This window comes from Spirosoma foliorum (genome assembly GCF_014117325.1).
Lineage (GTDB): Bacteria > Bacteroidota > Bacteroidia > Cytophagales > Spirosomataceae > Spirosoma > Spirosoma foliorum.
This window is the reverse complement of record NZ_CP059732.1, coordinates 3,992,645-4,011,397: the sequence shown is the minus strand read 5'-3', so window position 1 is coordinate 4,011,397 and position 18,753 is coordinate 3,992,645. Positions and strand designations below refer to the sequence as shown.

General features: G+C 46.6%; 16 protein-coding genes. 8 read left to right on the top strand and 8 right to left on the bottom strand.

The annotated features are described in order from the left end of the window. The first annotated feature begins 76 nt into the window (after positions 1-76). Entirely contained in the window at positions 77-2,482 is a 2,406-nt protein-coding gene (locus H3H32_RS17135) for an outer membrane beta-barrel protein (protein ID WP_182463884.1), read from the top strand. 74 nt (positions 2,483-2,556) lie between these two features. Here the strand turns inward: H3H32_RS17135 and H3H32_RS17130 are convergent, their stop codons facing one another. The 4 genes from H3H32_RS17130 to ispG all read right to left on the bottom strand — a co-directional run bounded on the left by H3H32_RS17130 (position 2,557) and on the right by ispG (position 6,049). Continuing rightward, positions 2,557-3,108, bottom strand: a complete 552-nt coding sequence (locus H3H32_RS17130) for a tetratricopeptide repeat protein (protein WP_182463882.1) — start codon at positions 3,106-3,108, stop codon at positions 2,557-2,559. 213 nt (positions 3,109-3,321) lie between these two features. Next, positions 3,322-3,672 (bottom strand): MmcQ/YjbR family DNA-binding protein, encoded by a 351-nt coding sequence (locus tag H3H32_RS17125; RefSeq protein ID WP_182463880.1) that lies wholly within the window; start codon positions 3,670-3,672, stop codon positions 3,322-3,324. Beyond that, positions 3,669-3,857 (bottom strand): DUF6728 family protein, encoded by a 189-nt coding sequence (locus H3H32_RS17120; RefSeq protein WP_182463878.1) that lies wholly within the window; start codon positions 3,855-3,857, stop codon positions 3,669-3,671. Before H3H32_RS17120 ends, H3H32_RS17125 begins: the two co-directional genes overlap by 4 nt. Positions 3,858-3,967: 110 nt before the next feature. Next, the gene (ispG, locus tag H3H32_RS17115) at positions 3,968-6,049 is read right to left on the bottom strand and encodes a (E)-4-hydroxy-3-methylbut-2-enyl-diphosphate synthase (RefSeq protein ID WP_182463877.1); all 2,082 of its coding nucleotides are present in this window, start codon (positions 6,047-6,049) and stop codon (positions 3,968-3,970) included. 283 nt (positions 6,050-6,332) lie between these two features. Here ispG and H3H32_RS17110 point away from each other — a divergent pair, with 283 nt between their 5' ends. Then, a complete protein-coding gene (locus H3H32_RS17110) occupies positions 6,333-6,707 on the top strand; it encodes a hypothetical protein (protein WP_182463876.1) in 375 nt (124 codons plus the stop codon). A gap of 100 nt (positions 6,708-6,807) precedes the next feature. Here the strand turns inward: H3H32_RS17110 and H3H32_RS17105 are convergent, their stop codons facing one another. Both H3H32_RS17105 and H3H32_RS17100 read right to left on the bottom strand, forming a co-directional pair. Continuing rightward, on the bottom strand, positions 6,808-7,680 hold the full coding sequence (locus tag H3H32_RS17105) for a lysophospholipid acyltransferase family protein (protein ID WP_182463875.1): 873 nt from the start codon (positions 7,678-7,680) through the stop codon (positions 6,808-6,810). A 152-nt stretch (positions 7,681-7,832) separates the two neighbouring features. Further along, on the bottom strand, positions 7,833-8,705 hold the full coding sequence (locus tag H3H32_RS17100; protein WP_182463874.1) for a lysophospholipid acyltransferase family protein: 873 nt from the start codon (positions 8,703-8,705) through the stop codon (positions 7,833-7,835). A 179-nt stretch (positions 8,706-8,884) separates the two neighbouring features. Between H3H32_RS17100 and H3H32_RS17095 the strand changes: the two genes are divergently transcribed. Together H3H32_RS17095 and H3H32_RS17090 are read left to right on the top strand one after the other, a co-directional pair. Continuing rightward, entirely contained in the window at positions 8,885-9,481 is a 597-nt protein-coding gene (locus H3H32_RS17095) for a WbqC family protein (protein ID WP_240543797.1), read from the top strand. A 63-nt stretch (positions 9,482-9,544) separates the two neighbouring features. Continuing rightward, the gene (locus H3H32_RS17090) at positions 9,545-12,073 is read left to right on the top strand and encodes an ATP-dependent Clp protease ATP-binding subunit (RefSeq protein WP_182463872.1); all 2,529 of its coding nucleotides are present in this window, start codon (positions 9,545-9,547) and stop codon (positions 12,071-12,073) included. A gap of 126 nt (positions 12,074-12,199) precedes the next feature. Here the strand turns inward: H3H32_RS17090 and H3H32_RS17085 are convergent, their stop codons facing one another. Then, positions 12,200-13,954: a GMC oxidoreductase gene (locus H3H32_RS17085; protein WP_182463870.1), complete on the bottom strand. Its 1,755-nt coding sequence runs from the start codon at positions 13,952-13,954 to the stop codon at positions 12,200-12,202. A 125-nt stretch (positions 13,955-14,079) separates the two neighbouring features. Continuing rightward, on the bottom strand, positions 14,080-14,829 hold the full coding sequence (locus tag H3H32_RS17080; RefSeq protein ID WP_182463869.1) for a phosphatidylinositol-specific phospholipase C/glycerophosphodiester phosphodiesterase family protein: 750 nt from the start codon (positions 14,827-14,829) through the stop codon (positions 14,080-14,082). A gap of 204 nt (positions 14,830-15,033) precedes the next feature. Here H3H32_RS17080 and fabG point away from each other — a divergent pair, with 204 nt between their 5' ends. The 4 genes from fabG to H3H32_RS17060 all read left to right on the top strand — a co-directional run bounded on the left by fabG (position 15,034) and on the right by H3H32_RS17060 (position 18,753). After that, on the top strand, positions 15,034-15,780 hold the full coding sequence (gene fabG, locus H3H32_RS17075; protein WP_182463867.1) for a 3-oxoacyl-[acyl-carrier-protein] reductase: 747 nt from the start codon (positions 15,034-15,036) through the stop codon (positions 15,778-15,780). Positions 15,781-15,867: 87 nt separating this feature from the next. Then, a complete protein-coding gene (locus H3H32_RS17070; protein ID WP_182463865.1) occupies positions 15,868-17,985 on the top strand; it encodes a vWA domain-containing protein in 2,118 nt (705 codons plus the stop codon). 113 nt (positions 17,986-18,098) lie between these two features. Further along, complete coding sequence (locus tag H3H32_RS17065; protein WP_182463864.1) at positions 18,099-18,269, top strand: hypothetical protein; 171 nt, start codon at positions 18,099-18,101, stop codon at positions 18,267-18,269. Beyond that, positions 18,244-18,753 (top strand): DUF6169 family protein, encoded by a 510-nt coding sequence (locus tag H3H32_RS17060; RefSeq protein ID WP_182463863.1) that lies wholly within the window; start codon positions 18,244-18,246, stop codon positions 18,751-18,753. The genes H3H32_RS17065 and H3H32_RS17060 overlap by 26 nt, the downstream gene beginning before the upstream one ends.

The following is an 18,753-nucleotide window of genomic DNA, read 5'->3' as shown; positions in this document are numbered from 1 at the left end:
TATGGCAACCGCACATCATAATTTTTTAATTTGGAGTGAGCCTCTTTTTATTTTTGCTGAGTAAAAAAGCTTATAAATGATTGCTATCCGTAACCTTTTCTGGGGATTTGTACTTACTTGTATTTTTCAGGTTACTCTTTTTGCTCAATCTCGTTCACTCCAAATACGTTTACAGGAAGCCAATCAGCAGGCTGTACTGGGAGCTACCTTACAACTGACTGATCGGGCTGATACGACCCGCAAGTTGTATGCCCTCAGTGATACCGCCGGGAAGGCCGTCTTTTCTATCGCTGCTGGCCATTCTTATCGTTTAGTCGTCACGTCAGTTGGCTACAAACCGATTCGCAGAGAGCCGTTACCTGGCGTTGGACAAGCTGCTGTGACGCTGATAATGACGCCCGATAACGTGCAATTGCAGGCCGTTTCTGTAACAGCTGCCAAAGCGCTCGTTCGTCAGGAAGATGATAAAACCATTGTTGACCCCGAACCGATTGCTGCCACCAGTACCAGTGCTTACGAATTGCTGGAGAAAACACCCGGCCTTTTTCTGGACCCCGATGGTAATGTGTACCTAAGTAGCACAACACCCGCCACGATCTATATTAATGGCCGGGAGCAGAAAATGAGTGCCGCCGATATTGCGTCTATTCTGAAAAGTCTGCCCCCAAACAGTATTGCCCGGATGGAGATTCTCCGGACGCCCTCGGCCCGTTACGATGCCAGCAGTAGTGGTGGTATTGTCAATATTGTGCTGAAAAAGGGAATTAGTCTTGGCTTAACGGGTTCCGTCAATGCGGGGTTTAATCAGGGTCGTTTTGGAAATCAGTTTGTTGGGTTGAATCTTAACAATAGTCAGGGCAAACGGTCATCTTACCTGAACTTGAATTATACACGAAGAAATTTGTATGAGCAAGTTCAGACAAACCGAGCGTTTGCACCCGATTCCATTTTGCGGCAAGACGCCTATACAACCTATCCCGCTCAGGTTTTTTATGCTGGTTATGGCCTAGGGTTTGAGCTTTCCAAAAAATGGGATCTTAATCTCGACGGACGTTTTTCCTGGAACGAATCGTCGTCATCGGCCAGTAACAGTAATCAGATCAGCCAAATTAGTACGAATCGTTTAGCGTCGGATAACCTGAACCTGACGGATGGCAGTAACCGGATGCTGTCAATCAGTCAGGGGCTAAATACGAAATACAAAATCGACACACTTGGCTCTGAACTAATTACCGATGTGTCCTATAATTTCACGGGCAATCGGGGCGATCAGGTTTTTTCGACCCAATACCTCCAGCCTGAGGGTGCCACTACATTTGGTGATGGCAACTTTGATTCACAACGACATCTTATAACAGCTCAGTCGGACTTAAAATATAAGCTATCGAAATCCATTACGCTCGAAACAGGGGTGAAGTCCACCTGGCAAAACTTTACCAGTCAGCAGAATTATTTTAGTTTGATTAACACGCAGCGTCTGCCCAATACCGCCCGTACGAATGCCTTTGAGTATCGCGAGAATATAAATTCAGGTTACGCGCAGGTGTCAAAAACCTTTGGTTTGTTCATGTTGAAAGGCGGGCTGAGGCTGGAAAACACGAATATGGATGGCCACCAACGTATACCAACCGATACGTCGTTCAAAATCAACCGGACAGACTTGTTTCCGTATGTCTACCTGAGTCGCCGGGTTGCCAAGATTGCTGGTTATGAATTACGGAGTTATCTGGTATATCGTCGCTCGATTACGCGTCCGGCTTATGATTACCTGAACCCGGCTGCCCGCTATGTGGATCAGTACCTATACGACCGGGGAAATCCGGCTTTACGACCCCAGTTTACCGAAAATTATGAAGTGAATATCAGCGTCGAGGACAGACCATTGTTTGCGATTGGCCAGAATAATACACGGGATATTTTTACCAATGTCGTGTATCAGGACCCTACAAACCGCAGCCTGGCTTATCGAACCTACGATAATCTGGGAACCAATAAGGAGACCTACTTTCGACTACTAGCCGGTATTCCACCCATCAAACGCTATTTCTTTGTGTTTGGCGCTCAGTATAACCATAACCAGTATTCGGGTGTCTACGAAAACAAACCCCTGAATTTCTCGCGGGGAAGCTGGTCGTTTTTTACCTACCATTCCTTGAAAATCGATCCTCGGTCTACGGTAACGCTTAACGGATTTATCCGGACTCGTGGTCAACTTCAATTTTATGAACTGAGCAATTTTGGGGGGCTGAACTTAAGTCTGAATCGGAAATTTATGGATAATAAGTTGCTGGTGACTTTTACCGCCAACGACATATTCTTTACCAATTTTTATGAATTTACCCTACAGCAAGGTAGTGTATCGGCCACGGGCTTACGGCGGAATGATACGCGTCGATTTGGGATGACCCTGCGCTATAATTTTGGGGTTCGTAAGAAAGAAGAGCGAGTCAACATGTTCAATGTTGATGCACAGCCTCAATAGTAACGCGGTGGTGCGGCATTCCGACATCTTTTCCGCAATGCTAGAGCGATGCGGAAAAGATGTCCGCGTTACAACTATCGCTGATAGACTGGCCGTGTGAAAGGTGGCTGAAGGAGAATATGAAACGAATTTTCATCGCCGAGCGCAACAGCCCGACGAAGATCGTTTTCGGCCTGTGGTAGTTGTCGGAGTTGAATCCGGGCTAAAGCGCGCCAACGGTAGGCATCGGGTTGTTCGTCCCGGAAATGCCAGACGGCCTTATCAAACTCCCGAAATGCCTGTTGAAACTCGTTGGTATAATAGAGTGCAATACCACGATCTAAATAACAATCTGCCAAGGTGTTATCCCGGCTAATGGCTTCCGTTAGGTCGTAAATGGCGGAGTAGTAATTCTCCTGAATAAGCTGGCATTTGCCTCGATAGGCATAAGCAACAGCCGATTTTGGGTACTGCTGAACGGCCTCATTGAAGTAAGGATAAGCTTCAGTAGCATTGCGTTTTTGAACTAACTCAATACCTTTTCTGAATCGTTTCCGGTCTTTATCGGCAATAGTATCGTGATCGACCATGAAATATCGGATGGTCAGATAAAGCCCAAAAAGCAGACCTAACAATACAACTTCCATATCCCCTTCTGGTTTATTCTACCCAGTCAATAGACCGCAGATTTTAGGAAAAATATGATTTCAAAAAATCATATTTTGTTGACTAACGTATCAAATTAAGTTTTGATCAATACTTGTTAAAAATTGTATTTGATCTTAACGATCATGACAATCAGCGTTCCAGTCAACCTTTGCGAATTTAGTTGTTCAGGGCTGATTCGACAAGTAAATAACTCAGTTTAATGTAGCCTGAATGGCTTTGGGTAAACTTTTTCGAACGAGTTCATACGAATGATCAATCCACTCCTGAAGTTCTGATGTACGAATGCTGCCATCAACCGTAACCGTGTTCCAGTGGGTCTTATTCATGTGGTAACCGGGCGTTACGGCAGCATATTCTTCGCGAAGCTGTACAGCCCGTTCAGGGTCACACTTTAGGTTAATTGTCGTCGGTCGACTTTCGGTCGACAGTAGAGCAAACATCTTTCCTCCGACTTTAAAAACCAGCGCATCGCCACCAAAGGGAAACGACTCCGTAACGCCCGGTTTGGCAATGCAATAGTCACGTATTGTTTCGGTATTCATCGGGTGCAATGACGAACGCTATAGACAATGATGGCAATCAAAAACATGACAATCGAAACCCGGTTGATGCCGTGCATCATGCGCAGGTTTACGCTAGTCGGCTGGTTTGGATCAGGCTTGCGAAATACGCGGATGAAATAGGCGAAAACAGGCCCAATTTTGAGGTAATCGATGAATCTGTTCACAATAGTTGGGTTTTCGGTATTCGGTTTTTGGTATTCGGTTTACGGTTGGCTGGCGCATGAGAGCTTACGCGCCAGCCAACCGTAAACCGAATACCAAAAACCGTAAACTATTATTCATTCACTAAACTTGGTTCAATCCAACGGTCGTCTTCCCGGATGAGTTCGATCAACTCATCGACGGCCCGATCAGCAGGGACCGATTTCTTGATAACCTGCTGACCCCGGTACAAGGCAATTTTGTCACGTCCAATACCTACATAGCCGTAGTCGGCATCGGCCATTTCGCCGGGACCGTTCACGATACAGCCCATAATCCCGATTTTAACGCCTTTCAGGTGATCGGTGCGCTGCCGAATGTGAGCCGTCGTTTCCTGCAAATCAAACAGAGTCCGACCACACGATGGGCAGGATATATATTCGGTTTTGGTAATACGCGTTCGGGCTGCCTGTAAAATGCCAAATGACAGGCTGTTGAGGGTCTTAAGTGTGTTAGTCTGTGGTGTCGGGTTCTCAAACCCGACACTATTGCTGACGCGATTTTGTCGGGTTTGAGAACCCGACACCACAGACGCCACACTCGACAACATAATCCCATCACCCAGGCCGTCGATCAGTAATCCACCGACATCGGTTGCTGCGTAAAGCGGAATATCTTCAGAAGGAATGTTTTCATAAACACGCTGCACCACAACCGGTGTTGTCAAGCCTTGATTGATAAGTTCAACAAACAACCGGCGTAACTCTGGCATCGCATGTGCATTATCTGTTTTAATCAGGAGCACAACCGTTTTATCGAAACGGAGTTGTTCGAGTAGTTCGGCAGAAAGTTTGGGTAGCGTTAGTTGAACAAAGTTTAACCGTTCCTGAAGCTGCCCTTTTTTGGCATTTGCTTGCAGATACGCATCGATAGTCAGGAGCGGAAACGTGTTGATTTTGTCTGAAACAGTTTGCCAGACGGCATAATCCAGAATTTGTTTCAGTCCATTGGGCAACATGAACTCCGCTGGATGCGAACCGGTGTAAATATAGTCGGCACCCAGATCATTCATCCGCCACTTGTCGGGTTCGGGTAAATAAAAATGACCGATTGGCTTTAAATCATCGTGTTCCCGAACGGGCGTCTGACTGAAATCGGCAATGACACGCGGTACATTCTGACCACCGAAATTGGCCACTTCATGAGTAGTCCGACGCGTGTATTGAAATGGATTGATCGGATATGAGTTTACCGCTGGAATAGGCTTACTTTCCGCTGCCCGATTGGTGTACCGGTCAATGAGAGCCTGAGCAACGGGAGCTTCCCGTTCGGGTTCTTCGGTTAATGAGACTCGAACCGTATCACCAATGCCATCTTCGAGCAGTGTTCCAATACCTAGTGCCGATTTGATACGACCGTCTTCGGCTTCACCCGCTTCAGTCACGCCAAGGTGTAACGGATAGGGCTTTAGTCCTTCTTCATCTAGTCGTTGCACCAGCAATCGATAAGCCTGCACCATTACCTGCGGGTTGCTCGACTTCATCGACAATGTAATGTTATAATAATTCTCGTCTTCGCAAATCCGTAGAAATTCCAGGGCCGATTCCACCATACCAGCAGGCGTATCGCCGTAGCGACTTAGAATCCGATCAGAAAGAGAGCCGTGGTTAGTGCCAATCCGCATGGCTGTGCCATATTCTTTGCAAATGCGAATCAGCGGTAGAAATTTCGCCCGAATACGCTCTAGCTCAGAGGCATAGGCTTCGTCGGTATAATCAATAAATTCAAAGCGCTTGCGGTCGGCGTAATTGCCGGGATTGATGCGGACTTTCTCTACAATCCGAGCAGCCAATTCTGCGGCATTGGGAGTGAAGTGAATATCGGCCACCAGTGGCGTAGTGTATCCCCGTGCCCGAAGTTCTTTGCGAATATTCTCCAGATTCTGCGCTTCCTTCACACTGGGAGCTGTGATCCGTATGTACTCACAACCGGCCTCAATCATCCGGATACTTTGCTCCACCGAACCAAGCGTATCCATTGTATCGACGGTTGTCATGGATTGAACCCGAATTGGGTAATCAGATCCCATCGGTACATCGCCAATATTGACCGTGATGGTTTTCCGGCGGATATACTCTGTTAGCGAAGGGGTATATAGAACAGGTGAATCTGGCAATGTTGCCAATGAAGAAGGAGTAAGCAGCGAATCGAGCATACAGGTAGCGGCAGAGCCGTTTGACAGAACAAAGGTACGGAAAAAGCGGCTTTCCGGTTTTACCTCTATTCAATTGGCAAACGTAAGGTTGACGCTAAATGTTCGCTTAAATGGCTCATTTATAAAACCAAAATAAGCCTGACAGTGAGACTGTTAAATTATTTTTAATAAACAATAATCTGTGCATCCTGTTAAAGATACCAGCAAGATGCTCAAACTTTCAATTAGTTTGGGTGATCACTGAAAACGAACAATACATTTTAGTTGACAACTCAAAAACGTTATGAAAACCAAGCTATTAAGTGCGTTTGCACTTGCCTTTTTGCTTAGTGTCGGTGCTTACGCACAGGACTCTACAGCCACAATGAGTAAGAAAGAAATGCGGAAGCAGGAGAAAGCTGAGCGGAAAGCACGTCTGAAAGACGATCTTAAAAATACAGGCCGAGCTGCCGGTGAAACGACAAGGGAAGTAGGGCAGGGTATTAAAAGTAAAGCAAAAGTAGCCGGAGAGGCAATTGATACAACCGCCCAACGAACGGGCAGGGCAGTCAATAGAGGCTTAGACAATGCGTCTGATGCAATTTCTACAGAAGCCCGAAAAGTAAAAGATAAACGGGATTCAACGAGAGCTGAGAAAGCCCGTCGGGATTCGTTGTAATTAATTTGTTCTAAGGTTAATGTTTCAGGTTCTAAGTTGACTCATACACAGGGTAGTACGCGTTAACTTGGAACCCGAAACATTAAATTTGAAACAGTTTTTACTCAAGTTTCGCACACACTTTGGCATATTTCCCGCGCCAGTGTTTCCACCGTTTGTGCGACCAGAGCCAGTCGGAGGGGTGCTTACAGATGCTGGCTTGTAGTTTATCTCGGTAGTCTTCCAGAATAGCCCCCTGCGGCAGATTGGTATAAGGAGGCTCTGCAATGAGCTTGAACGTTCCTTCGTAATAGCCCCGGCGCACCCGAATCAATTCCAGAAAAAACACAGGTAAGTTACGACTACGGGCCAGTCGTTCGGTACCCGGATAGAAAGGCGTGTCGCGGTGTAGAAAATCCATCCAATAGCCCTGTTCCGGTACATCAGGCACCTGATCGGCGACAAGCGCAATGACACGCGGAATGTCTTTGCGCACGACCATCTGGCGAGGTAGCAAGTTCATTGGTGTTGGAACGGCACCATGACTGGCGCGAACCTCCTGCATGATCTTCTCCATTTTGGGGCTGGTTAACGGCTTATAGACACTGTCGACTGGAATATCAATAATGACCGCTGCCGACGGTACCCACTCCCAATTGCACTGATGCGAACCAGTACAGATTACGGTTTGCCCTTCAGTCAGAAAATTCTTAATTAACTCTGGATTAGTATAGTGAAACCGCTTTTTTAATTCACAAGGAGAGATAGAAGATAGCTTGATCGTTTCGACGAGTATATCAGTCAGGTTACGATAAAAATCGTTTGCAATTAAACGAATGGCTGCCGGAGATTTCTCAGGAAACGAGAGCCGTAAATTTTCCAGAACGACCTGTTGACGATAGCGAACTACGTAGACAATAACAAAGTATAAGACATCCGAAATGCCATACAGAATACCGAAAGGCAAACGGGACAAAAGTCGAAAAAATATCATTTAGGCGTACAGTACGGACGTAAGTATAAGACCCCTTACTGCCCTAAATATAAAAAATACTAAATTATTGATCAAAAATCATATTGTTATTCTGAGAAATAACGTACTTTCTGGTCGAAAAAACACATTAAAATAGCATTAATTAAGTACAGTTACTCCAGCTTTGCGCCCACTTTCGCGTATTTCCCGCGCCAATGTTTCCACCGTTTATGCGACCAAAGCCAGTCGGAGGGATATTTTTTTATCGTATCTTCAATCCGGTCACGGTAACGTTCTAAAATTGTTCCAGGCGGCAAATCGGTATACGGCGGCTCTGCAAGAAGCTGAATCGAAATTTCGTAATAGCCCCTGCGTACGCGCACGGGTTCCATATAAAATACTGGTAGATTTCGGCTGCGAGCCAGTCGTTCGGCACCTGGGTAAAAGGGTGTATCGCGGTGTAAGAAATCAGTCCAGTAGGCTTGCTCAGGAACGTCAGGTACCTGATCCGACATAAGGCCAATGAGCCGGGGTGTATCTTTACGGGCTACCATCTGCCGTGGCAACAAATGCATATCGGTAGGGACAGCACCAAAACTGGACCTGATTTTATACATCAGATCATTGAAAAATGGATTTGTTAGTGGTTTGTATACACTATCGACAGGGATTCCCTTAAGTACAAAAGGGCCTGGAAGCCACTCCCAGTTTCCCTGATGGGATGTCATCGCAATCGCTGTCTTTCCGGCTTGTATCTGTTCCAGAACTAACTCCGGATTGATAACCCGAACATGTTGCTGTAATTCATCGGGCGAGAAGGTGGGTAGTTTGAGGGTTTCAACAAATAAATCGGCCAGATTATGGTAAAACCCCTTCATAATCAATCGGATCTCAGCAGGGGACTTCTCGGGAAAAGAATGTTCTAAATTGTCGAGAATAACCTGACGTCGATAGCGGATTACTCGGAATAGTAAAAAGTACAAAACATCAGAAATGCCATAAAGTACTTTTAAGGGCAAACGGGATAATAATCGAAAAAAGATCATTTAAGTAACGTAGAGCCTACAAAAGTCGAAACTTCTGTTTTATCGAAAATTAAAAAAATACTAAAACTCGTTGGTGGTATTGAATTTTTGCTTTATTTGTGAACGGATACTTTATGTAATCATTGGAAAAGCATTCATTGGGGTCTCATCCGACCAGTTTACTAGTTGAATTACACTATTTGCCCTGTTTAGATTATATGTCGGGGCTGTTGCGGTTTGGAAGAGTACACATTGAAGCATACGAGCATTACCAGAAACAAAGTTTTCGAAATCGGTGCACGGTTAAGACGGTTAACAAAGTTGATGCCTTAACAGTGCCCGTTCAACACGGAACTCGTCATCAGCCCATTCGGGATCTTCAGATTGCGAATGATCAAAATTGGCAGTTGCACCACTGGCGATGCTTACAGGCAGCTTATGGGAAAGCTCCTTTTTTCGAATATTACGCTCCTTATTTTGAGCCGGTCTATCAAAAAAAATGGACGTTTTTATTCGATTTAAATTATGAACTGCTGACAATTTGTCTGAAATTGCTACAGTGGCGACTACCATTGAACCTGACAGAATGGTACGAAAAAACAGCAACGGTCGGTCTATTTGACGCTCGATCGAAGCTAAATCCGGGAAATAGCCCTGAAACGTATGTATTCCATCAGCCAGTGGTCTATCCACAAAATTTTGGCGTTGATTTTGTACCAAATCTTAGTATTGTAGACCTGTTGTTTTGCCAGGGACCGTCCGCATCAGACGTGTTGAAGGCCGGCCTTCGGGAGTGAACAAATCCTTAAAACTCTTCGTTAGGCCAGTATAGTAGCTTACCTAAGGAGACCCTAAAACGAATGGAAGCAAAATTCTCAAACCGCGTAAAGGAAGTCATCACGCTGAGTCGGGAGGAAGCCTTACGCTTAGGCCACGATTATATCGGCACGGAACACCTCTTGCTGGGTATGATTCGTGAGGGTGAGGGTGTGGCAGTGGGCTTACTGAAAAAACTCGGTATCTCACTCGACGAACTCCGGGTCACTATTGAACAGGCCACGAAAGGAACGGCTACCAACAACGTGAAAAATTTAGCGAATATCCCACTGACTCGTCAGTCGGAGAAGACGTTGAAGATCACTTATCTGGAAGCTAAGATTTTCAAAAGCCCGCTCATTGGTACGGAGCACCTGTTACTGTCGATTCTGCGCGATGAAGACAATGTCGCCACGCAGATTCTCAATAAATTCAATATTAATTACGAAGTCATTAAGGAGATGCTCGAATATCAATCTTCGGGAACCCGCCCGGTGATGGGACCCGAAACCGACGATGACGACAACGACCGTGGCATGTTTGGCGGAAGCAGTTCCGGTTCAGGCAAAGACCCAAAAGGTTCCGAAAAATCTCGGACACCTGTGTTGGATAACTTTGGCCGAGACCTGACTAAACTAGCTGAAGTTGGCAAACTCGATCCCATTGTTGGTCGCGAAAAGGAAATTGAACGTGTGGCCCAGATTCTGAGCCGCCGGAAGAAAAACAACCCGATCCTGATTGGTGAGCCAGGGGTTGGTAAAACCGCCATCGCCGAAGGACTGGCTCTGCGCATTGTGCAGAAGAAAGTTTCGCGGGTGCTGTTTGGTAAGCGCGTTGTTACGCTTGATTTAGCTTCTCTTGTGGCCGGTACAAAATACCGTGGCCAGTTTGAAGAGCGAATGAAAGCCGTAATGAACGAGCTTGAAAAATCACCGGAAGTAATCCTGTTCATCGATGAGTTGCACACAATTGTAGGTGCAGGCGGTGCCTCAGGTTCACTCGATGCGTCGAATATGTTCAAACCAGCTTTAGCGCGGGGCGACATTCAATGTATTGGTGCCACAACCCTCGATGAATATCGTCAGTACATTGAGAAAGACGGCGCTTTGGCCCGTCGTTTCCAGATGGTAATGGTCGATGCTACGTCGATTGATGAAACCATCGAAATTCTGAACAACATCAAGGACAAATACGAAGATCACCACCACGTCGATTACACCAAAGAAGCTATTGAGGCTGCGGTGAAACTGTCGGAACGGTATATCTCGGATCGGTTCCTGCCTGATAAAGCAATCGACGTAATGGACGAAGTGGGTGCTCGTGTGCACATTTCGAACATCACCGTTCCTGAAGATATTCTGAAGCTTGAAGAGCAGATTGAGAATATCAAGAAGGAGAAAAATCAGGTTGTTAAAAGCCAGAAGTACGAAGAAGCTGCTCAGCTTCGCGATAAGGAAAAACGCCTGATCGATCAACTTGAGCGGGCAAAACAACTCTGGGAAGAAGATACCAAGAAACGTCGTTATAAAGTTACCGAGGAGAATGTGGCCGAAGTTGTGGCTATGATGACCGGTATCCCTGTAACGAGCGTATCGAACGATGAAGGCAAGAAGCTTGTCAACATGGGTGATGAACTGAAAGGCCGCGTAATTGGTCAACAGTCAGCCATCGACAAGCTGGTGAAAGCCATTCAGCGAACACGCGTTGGTCTGAAAGATCCGAAGAAACCAATTGGTTCGTTTATCTTCCTTGGCCCAACGGGCGTAGGTAAAACGGAGCTTGCGAAAGTATTAGCTACGTACCTGTTCGACAAAGACGATGCACTGGTTCGTATCGACATGTCGGAATACATGGAGAAATTCAGCGTAAGCCGTTTGGTTGGTGCACCTCCGGGCTACGTCGGTTATGAAGAAGGCGGTCAGTTGACGGAGAAAATTCGTCGGAAACCATACAGTGTTGTGTTGTTGGACGAAATCGAAAAAGCACACCCAGATGTATTCAACATTCTGTTACAAGTGCTTGACGATGGTATCCTGACCGACGGTCTGGGTCGCCGGGTTGATTTCCGAAACACGATCATCATCATGACCTCGAACATTGGGGTTCGTGATCTGAAAGACTTTGGTGCAGGTATTGGTTTCTCAACCAAGAAATCGGCCGAAACGCAGGACGAATTGATGAAGAGCACGATTCAAAGTGCGCTCCGTAAAGCGTTCTCGCCTGAGTTCCTGAACCGTCTGGATGATGTGATTGTGTTTAACTCGCTCCAACGCGAAGACATCCACAAAATCATTGACCTGATGTTGGGCAAGCTCCTGAGCCGTGTTACGAACCTGGGCTATACCGTTGAACTAACAGAAAAAGCGAAAGACTTCCTGGCCGAAAAAGGATACGATCCTCAATACGGTGCTCGTCCGTTGAGCCGTGCTATCCAGCGCTACCTCGAAGATCCCGTTGCAGAAGAAATTCTGAAAGGGGAGTTGAAAGAAGGCGACGTAATTCTGGCCGACTACAGTGGCGAAGGCGAAACACTAACAATTACAGTGAAGAAGCCTGAAGCAGTGGTTGAATAATCGATTACTGATTTATACAAAAAGGGGCTGACTTCTAGAAGTCAGCCCCTTTTTTTATTAGTAGCGCGGACATCTTGTCCGCATAGCCATTTGCTTTTTGCTATGCGGACAAGATGTCCGCGCTACTTAAATATTCTTCTGTTTCACTTGATCAATCAGATACTCGCTCGTACGCATAGCACTGGCCAAGATGGTCCAGGTTACGTTTTTGTCGCCCTGTGACACAAATGGAGCGGCATCGACAACGAACAGGTTTTTCACATCGTGCGCTTGTTGGAATTTGTTCAGCGCCGATTTTTGTGGGTCGTTGCCCATGCGAACTGTACCGACTTCATGGATAATCCGTCCAGGAGCGGCTAGACCGTATCCGTGTGCTGTGTTAGGACCTGGTTTGGGACCTAGTGGAGTGCCGCCCATTGCATGGATAATTTCTTCGAAGGTATCCTGCATATGTTTAGCTTGCTTCACTTCATAATCCGACCATTTGTAGTGAAAACGCAGAGTCGGAATGCCGTACTTATCAACCTTGTTCGGATCGATTTCACAATAGTTACTTTCGAGAGGGACTGGCTCACCCCTTCCCGACATGCTAACGTAAGCGCCGTAGAATCGACGGTAATCGTCTTTGAGGCCTGCGCCATAGCCACCAGCGGGTTTCATTTTTCCATCACGACCTGCAATCGAACCGTTCTGTGATTCTATTCCTCCACCATAGCCTGCACCAGGCATTCCCATACCACCGCCGTACTCAATATGGTACCCACGGGGGAAGTCTAACTTCTTGTTGTCCAACCACCAGGGCGTAAACACGTGCATGCCGCCAACGCCATCTTCGTTGTAGCGCTTACGATCCATTAAAGCAGGTATAAAACCAGATCGGCTGGCACCCGTTGAATCGTTTAGGTATTTTCCTACGACACCACTGCTGTTAGCTAAGCCATTAGGGAATCGAGGAGATTTAGAATTAAGAAGTATCCGGGCCGATTCGCAGGTGCTGGCTCCCAGCATCACAGCTTTAGCCTTTACGGTAATTTCCTGTAACGAACCCTTGTCTACATAACTAATGCCCGTTGCCAGACCCGTTTGTGGATCGGTAAGCACTTCACGGACCATGGCTCCGTTGACAAGCGTTACATTTCCAGTCTTAACGGCTGGAATACAGAGTACCGACGAAGCCGAAAAATCGGCATAAGCCTGGCAGCCCCGATTACATTGGCGACAATAAAAACAGGAGCCCCGTTCTTTGTTTATCGGTTTGGTCAGAATACTTAGTCGTGATGGAATAACCGGAATCCCGATGCTTCTGGCCCCTTTCCGAATCATCAACTCATGGAGACGTGGCTTGGGAGGAGGAAGAAAAATGCCATCGGGTTCATTCGGAAAGTTCTCAACAGATCCAAAAACACCGATCAGACGGTCTACCCGGTCATAAAAAGGTTTAAGATCTTCATACGCAATTGGCCAGTCGTCGCCAACACCCGATAGCGAACGGCGCCGAAAATCGTCGGGACCAAATCGCATGGAGATACGGCCCCAGTGGTTTGTTCTTCCCCCGAGCATTCTGGACCGAAACCACCCAAATTCGGTACCATCTTTGGCCGAATAAGGCTCGCCATCAATTTCCCAACCACCCCAGGCCGCATCAAAATCGCCACCCGAACGGAACTCGGTACTTGCGCCACGCCGGGGGGACTCCCAGGGCCATTTGAGTTGGGTAATGTATTTTGGGTCAGCTGGGTCGTAATAGCCACCTGCTTCGAGCAGAATCACTTTTGCGCCTGCTTTGGCCAGCATGTAAGCGGCCATACCGCCACCCGCACCCGAACCAACAATCGCAACGTCGTAGGTAACAGGAGCCTTTTTGATTTGTGGGATGTCCATTAGAAAAGGGGAGTGCTTAGGAACGTTATTAACTACTGGTTAAAGTAAGGAAGCTGGTAAGTTTACTGCTATTCAGGCTGAATGGGCTATTATGAACATGTCCCCTTACCGTAAACGTTGAGTGGCTATCGTATGGCTTCAACACACTCGGCCACTTTATCCGTATTAATGATATCGACCCCTAATTTCTTTAGCTGTTTCCAGCCATTTGGCGTGTCGGGAATGGCCCAGAAGCGGATCGGTTTATTATCACTGTGGGCACGTTTGATTACCCGTTTGAGCTTGTCCCGGTCTGCGTCGGGAATATCGCCAATGCCGTTCCATCGTGAATACGATTGGAAGTTGTCGCTGATAAGAGCTACTCGCTGAAGGGTTTCTGAATCGTACACTTCGCTGGGCCTTCCGTCAAATTGAAGCAAAGGGTAGTCGAAGTAAACGGGTATTTTAGGCCGCTCTCCACTGATAACCACCTGTACTGCCTTGGTATTGGCCGCCCGGTTAAAGACCGGTAAATTTTCCTGAAGTAGTGTTATCAATGCAGGCAGCACTTCGGCAGGGTTTTCTTTTACATCGATCATCAGGTTAAACGTGTAGTCTCGATCAGGACTCGGTTTGTCTTTATTCTGCAAAAACAATCGTACAATAGGCTTCAGATAGAGCGAATCGAGGGTTGGAGCATTGGCGGTCGGTTTCTCATGCGAAACAACCAGTTTACCATTCAACAGCCAGACATCGGCCTCAATAAAATCGGCACGCTTTTCGTAGGCATTTACAAAAGGCTGAGGTTGTGCGTAATCGTTGTGAGCTTGTATTTTCTGAGCATAGGTTACTGCTGTAGTCAACCATAGCAAGGCAGGTAGGATGTAGGAGCGCATAATAAATGGCTTAATTTGAGGTAAATTAACGCAGCTTACTCGCTAAACCAAAACCCGGAGTTACCTTGTCGTTTCGGACCAAACCGCTAATTTTGACAAAACTTATTAAAATAAAAATGTAAAATGAATAATGTAAAATGTATAACGATAAAGTAGGCTTCATCTGCTTTACTATACATTATTCATTTTACATTGCTTTTATCAATGGATTTACTGAAAGGAAAAGTTGCCCTCATTACCGGAGCCTCACGCGGAATTGGGCGGGCTATGGCACAGAAATTTGCGCAGGAAGGTGCTGCCGTTGCCTTCACGTATTTATCAAGCGTAGAAAAAGGGCAGGCGCTGGAAGAAGAACTTCGTGCATTTGGTGGCCAGGTTAAAGGATATCGTTCAGATGCCTCGAACTATCAGGCTGCTGAAGAACTCGTCAATCAGGTGATCGCCGATTTCGGCAAACTGGATGTACTCATCAATAATGCCGGTATTACCAAAGACGGTTTGCTCATGCGTATGACCGAAGAACAATGGGATACCGTAATTACCGTTAATTTAAAGTCGGTATTTAACCTGACGAAAGCAGTGACCAAGCCTATGATGAAGGCAAAGTCGGGCTCAATCATTAACCTGACATCTGTAGTGGGTATTCGGGGGAATGCAGGTCAGGCTAACTATGCCGCATCCAAAGCAGGAATCATTGGGTTTACCAAATCGGTTGCGCTGGAGTTGGGCTCACGGAATATCCGTTCCAATGCTATTGCACCGGGCTTTATCGAAACCGAAATGACAGGCGAAATCAATGAGAAGGCACTCGAAGATTGGAAACAGCAAATTCCGATGAAACGAGGTGGTCAACCCGGGGAAGTAGCCGACTGTGCCGTTTTCTTAGCTTCCGACCTTTCCCGCTATATTACCGGGCAAGTGTTGCAGGTAGATGGCGGAATGCTAACCTAATGGATTTACGATTTACGAATTACGATGTACGATTTCGTTACAGATTGCGTAATTGGTAAGTCGTACATCGTAATTCGTAAATCGTAAATGACCTTCTTTTTTCAATCCTCGCCCTGGTGGATTTTGGTTTGCCTGCTTGTGGGAGCAGCCTATGCGTTTGCCATGTACCAGCCACTGCCTCGCCTTGTAGGTAGTGGTGTAACGGTTGGTGGTTTCGACAAGCGAACGACATATGGGCTGGCCGCATTGCGGTTTGTAATCGTAAGCTTCCTATGCTTTCTGCTGCTCAACCCCCTGATCCGTAGTCTCAGAACGCTCACCGAAAAACCCAAGGTCGTGCTCGCTGTCGATAATTCAGAGTCGGTGGCAGCGGCAGGGCGTCCGGCACTGAACAAGGCGCTGGCTGGTTTGCAAACGCTACGGCAGCAGTTGACCGACAAAGGATTGGATGTGGCGATACGAACGTTTGGAGATAGCGTTACGGATGCCGATCTTACCCAAATTCCCTTTACGCGACGCACCACAGATTTATCGGGCTTATTGTCGGGTATTCGTTCTGACTACGAAGGGCGTAACCTGACAGATGTTGTACTAGTGTCGGATGGGATTTTCAATCAGGGCATGTCGCCTACGTTTGGCCAATATCCATTTGCTGTTCAAACAGTCGGCCTTGGCGATACGATTCCCAAAAAAGACATTCAGCTTAAAGGAATCGTTGCGAACCGGATTGCTTACCTGGGTAATCAGTTTCCGGTCCAGGCCGAGATTGTTAGCAATGGATTTCAGGGGCGAAGTGCAACGGTTGTGTTGCGACAAAATGGTAAGGAGCTTGGTCGTCAGTCTGTCAATTTTGGCAAAAACGATACGTTCAACCAATTGACGTTTCAGGCGACGGCAACCCAAAAAGGCGTTCAGCATTTTGTGGTAGAGGTACTGCCACAACCGGGCGAATTCAGTACACTCAATAATCGCCAGGATGTTTATCTGGATGTGATTGATGGCAAAGAGAAAGTTTTGCTGTTGGCATTAGCTCCTCACCCTGATATAAAAGCCATTCGCAACATTCTGGAGCGAAACCAGAATTACGAACTTGATATCCGGATTCTGACCGGAACACCCGCAGAGGCCACTCCACCAGCAGAAAAGACGTATGATCTGATTATCCTGCATCAGATTCCCGATAATGGAGGGGTAGGTACTCCATTGATTCAAAAGTATTTGGCGAAAAATACGCCTGTATTATTTGTATTGGGAAATCAGTCTTCACTTGGGCCGTTTAACAACTCAAACTCGGTAATGCAAGTGTCGGCTCAGCCCAATCAGAGCGATAAAGTAACGGGGGCATTCAATCAGGAGTTTAAACAGTTGAACTTCGACCCGGCCCGGCTCGATATTTTATCCAAACTACCTCCTCTCTTGACGCCTTATGGCGAATACAGATTACAGCCTGGTACTGAAGTGGTGCTTTGGCAACAGGTGGGTAGTATTCGTACTACCAAGCCCTTGCTGGCGTTGAATGTGACCAGCCCACGCAAAACGGCCGTACTGGCAGGAGAGGGGTTATGGGCCTGGCGTCTGGAGGAATATGCCTTGACCAATAAGCAGGAAGTTGTTGATGAACTGATCCAGAAAGTTATTCAGCTGATTTCGGTAAAAGAAGATCGCCGGAAGTTGCGCGTATATCCTATTCGCAATGAGTTTGTTGCTGGCGAAAAAGTTGTTTTCGAAACCGAGCTCTATAACGACATTTATGAACGGGTATTTGATAAGCCCGTTCGTCTGGAAATCAGTGATGAGAAGGGCGTAACTCGTTCGTTCAATTATACGCCCACAGCCGCTAACAGTCGGTTCGAGATCAGCCGTTTGCCCGAAGGAGCCTATCGGTTCAAGGCGAGTGTAACGGTCAATGAGAAGGCTGAACAATCGTCGGGGCAGTTTGTCGTGCGCGATCTGCAACTCGAAGCCCTTAATACCACAGCCGACCACGGTATACTTCGCCAACTGGCCCAGCAAACAGGTGGCCAATTCTTTACTGCCAACCAAACCGACGAACTCGTTCGGAAATTAACAGCTCAATCACACCCAGCCCGGCTGACAAGCACGGAAGAAATGAATGAGCTAATTAACTGGCGTTGGCTGTTCTTTGTCGTACTGACACTGGCTGCTGTTGAGTGGGGTCTGCGGAAGTTTTATGGTGGGTATTGATCCACTAATTTTAGTAATTAACATTCCTAAACTTTTATACATAAAATCAGTGTTTTCTGCTCATAAGGCAGAAACCTTATCTTCTTTTGTTCGTCTCATAAACAATGACTACGATGGAAACGCCAACCAAACCCATGACCGCCCGCGAAAAAATCCGCAAACTTGTGGAAGTTAAAGAACAGGTGCAGAGGGAAGCGCGTGAACGATACCAGAATGATCCTGAGTATCGGGCAGTATTTGAACGACTGAGAAAAGAAAATGCCGAAAGACGCGCCAAGAAGTAATTATAAATTTGTTTGGGTCGGAGGAGACCATAACGTTTATGCCTTTACGACCAATGGAGAAATTGGTTATGAAATTAGATTCGTGCCGTCTGCGTACTTATTTGTAGATTATATTGACGAGCATGTTAATGCCTTTGAAATGGTAATCGCGGTGGCGGATAATCCAACAGGTGGTCGAATTGCCTATGATCCGCTTACTGAAGATACAATCCGGGCTATTTTTAAGGACTTCTTCCGTTCGCTTGAGCATGTGATTATCTATATCTGCGATAGCTCGGATGGCCGTGAGAAAGCCCGCTTCAGAAAATTTACCAGCTGGTATTACAAGGATATTGAGACTATGCCCGTGGATCTGTTTAAGATGGATGCCTATCTCCCAGATGGCGATCGAACTACCATTCTCTCGGGTATTTTGAGTACAAAGCATCCTCACTTCAGCCAGTTTGTCGAGCTGTTCAAAAATTTGTCAGAAGCGGAGAAATAA

What these genes read in the sequence shown, in the direction of transcription:
- H3H32_RS17090 (WP_182463872.1), top strand. Translation starts at nt 9,545, where the DNA reads ATGGAAGCAAAATTCTCAAACCGCGTAAAGGAAGTCATCACGCTGAGT.
- fabG (WP_182463867.1), top strand. Translation starts at nt 15,034, where the DNA reads ATGGATTTACTGAAAGGAAAAGTTGCCCTCATTACCGGAGCCTCACGC.
- H3H32_RS17105 (WP_182463875.1), bottom strand. Translation starts at nt 7,680, where the DNA reads ATGATATTTTTTCGACTTTTGTCCCGTTTGCCTTTCGGTATTCTGTAT.
- H3H32_RS17130 (WP_182463882.1), bottom strand. Translation starts at nt 3,108, where the DNA reads ATGGAAGTTGTATTGTTAGGTCTGCTTTTTGGGCTTTATCTGACCATC.
- H3H32_RS17085 (WP_182463870.1), bottom strand. Translation starts at nt 13,954, where the DNA reads ATGGACATCCCACAAATCAAAAAGGCTCCTGTTACCTACGACGTTGCG.
- H3H32_RS17100 (WP_182463874.1), bottom strand. Translation starts at nt 8,705, where the DNA reads ATGATCTTTTTTCGATTATTATCCCGTTTGCCCTTAAAAGTACTTTAT.
- H3H32_RS17110 (WP_182463876.1), top strand. Translation starts at nt 6,333, where the DNA reads ATGAAAACCAAGCTATTAAGTGCGTTTGCACTTGCCTTTTTGCTTAGT.
- ispG (WP_182463877.1), bottom strand. Translation starts at nt 6,049, where the DNA reads ATGCTCGATTCGCTGCTTACTCCTTCTTCATTGGCAACATTGCCAGAT.
- H3H32_RS17060 (WP_182463863.1), top strand. Translation starts at nt 18,244, where the DNA reads ATGCCGAAAGACGCGCCAAGAAGTAATTATAAATTTGTTTGGGTCGGA.
- H3H32_RS17070 (WP_182463865.1), top strand. Translation starts at nt 15,868, where the DNA reads ATGACCTTCTTTTTTCAATCCTCGCCCTGGTGGATTTTGGTTTGCCTG.
- H3H32_RS17135 (WP_182463884.1), top strand. Translation starts at nt 77, where the DNA reads ATGATTGCTATCCGTAACCTTTTCTGGGGATTTGTACTTACTTGTATT.
- H3H32_RS17080 (WP_182463869.1), bottom strand. Translation starts at nt 14,829, where the DNA reads ATGCGCTCCTACATCCTACCTGCCTTGCTATGGTTGACTACAGCAGTA.
- H3H32_RS17125 (WP_182463880.1), bottom strand. Translation starts at nt 3,672, where the DNA reads ATGAATACCGAAACAATACGTGACTATTGCATTGCCAAACCGGGCGTT.
- H3H32_RS17065 (WP_182463864.1), top strand. Translation starts at nt 18,099, where the DNA reads ATGGAAACGCCAACCAAACCCATGACCGCCCGCGAAAAAATCCGCAAA.